Origin of the sequence: Streptomyces sporangiiformans (genome assembly GCF_005768555.2) — a bacterium.
Lineage (GTDB): Bacteria > Actinomycetota > Actinomycetes > Streptomycetales > Streptomycetaceae > Streptomyces > Streptomyces sporangiiformans.
The window spans coordinates 1-869 of sequence record NZ_VCHX02000213.1 but is presented as its reverse complement, the minus strand read 5'-3'; the positions used below and the strand labels follow the sequence as shown (position 1 = coordinate 869).

The following is an 869-nucleotide window of genomic DNA, read 5'->3' as shown; positions in this document are numbered from 1 at the left end:
TGGACGCGCCCACCCTCGCCAAGGCGCACCCGTCTTTGATCTGCTGCACCATCTCCGGCTACGGCACCAGCGGGCCCTGGGCCGACCGCAAGGCCTACGACCTGCTCGTCCAGTGCCAGACCGGCCTGGTCTCGCTGACCGGCAACCAACACGGCCCGGCCCGTACCGGAGTGTCGGTCGCCGACATCGCCGCGGGCATGTACGCCTACTCCGGCATCCTCACCGCCCTCTACACCCGCGCCACCACCGGTGCCGCCCGTCCCGTGGAGGTCTCCCTGTTCGAGGCACTGGCCGAGTGGATGAGCCAGCCCGCCTACTACACCCGCCACGGCGGCACCCAGCCCCCACGCATCGGCACCCAGCACGCCACCATCGCCCCCTACGGCGCTTACACCGCCGCCGACGGCAAAGACGTGTTGTTCTCCATCCAGAACACACGCGAATGGGAGGCCCTGTGCGCACGCTTCCTGCAGCGCCCGGAGCTGGCCGACGATCCGCGCTTTGCCACCGGCCCGGACCGCGTGGCGCACCGCGAGGAGCTCGACGCGATCGTGGCCGAGCGGTTTCGCCGCTCGGACAGCGCGGAGGTGATGAAGCTGCTGGACGCCGCGGGCATCGCCAACGCCGGCGTCAACGATGTCGAGGAGTTCCTCGCCCACCCCGTACTCGAAGCGCGGGGCCGCTGGCAGGACGTACCGATCCCCGGCGGTGCGGTGGTGCCGGCGCTGCTGCCGCCGGTCGACCTCGCGGGCACGGCCCCGCGCATGGACGCCGTCCCCGTCATCGGCCAACACACCGAGACCATCCTGGCCGAACTGGGACACAGCACGGCCGACATCGAGGCCCTCCGGGCCTCCGGCGCCATCTGA

Annotated in this window: 1 protein-coding gene; it reads left to right on the top strand. The window is 71.5% G+C overall.

What is annotated here, in order from left to right:
- Positions 1-869 (top strand): CaiB/BaiF CoA transferase family protein (locus FGD71_RS34945; protein WP_140936020.1); only part of this gene is annotated, 869 nt, incomplete at its 5' end.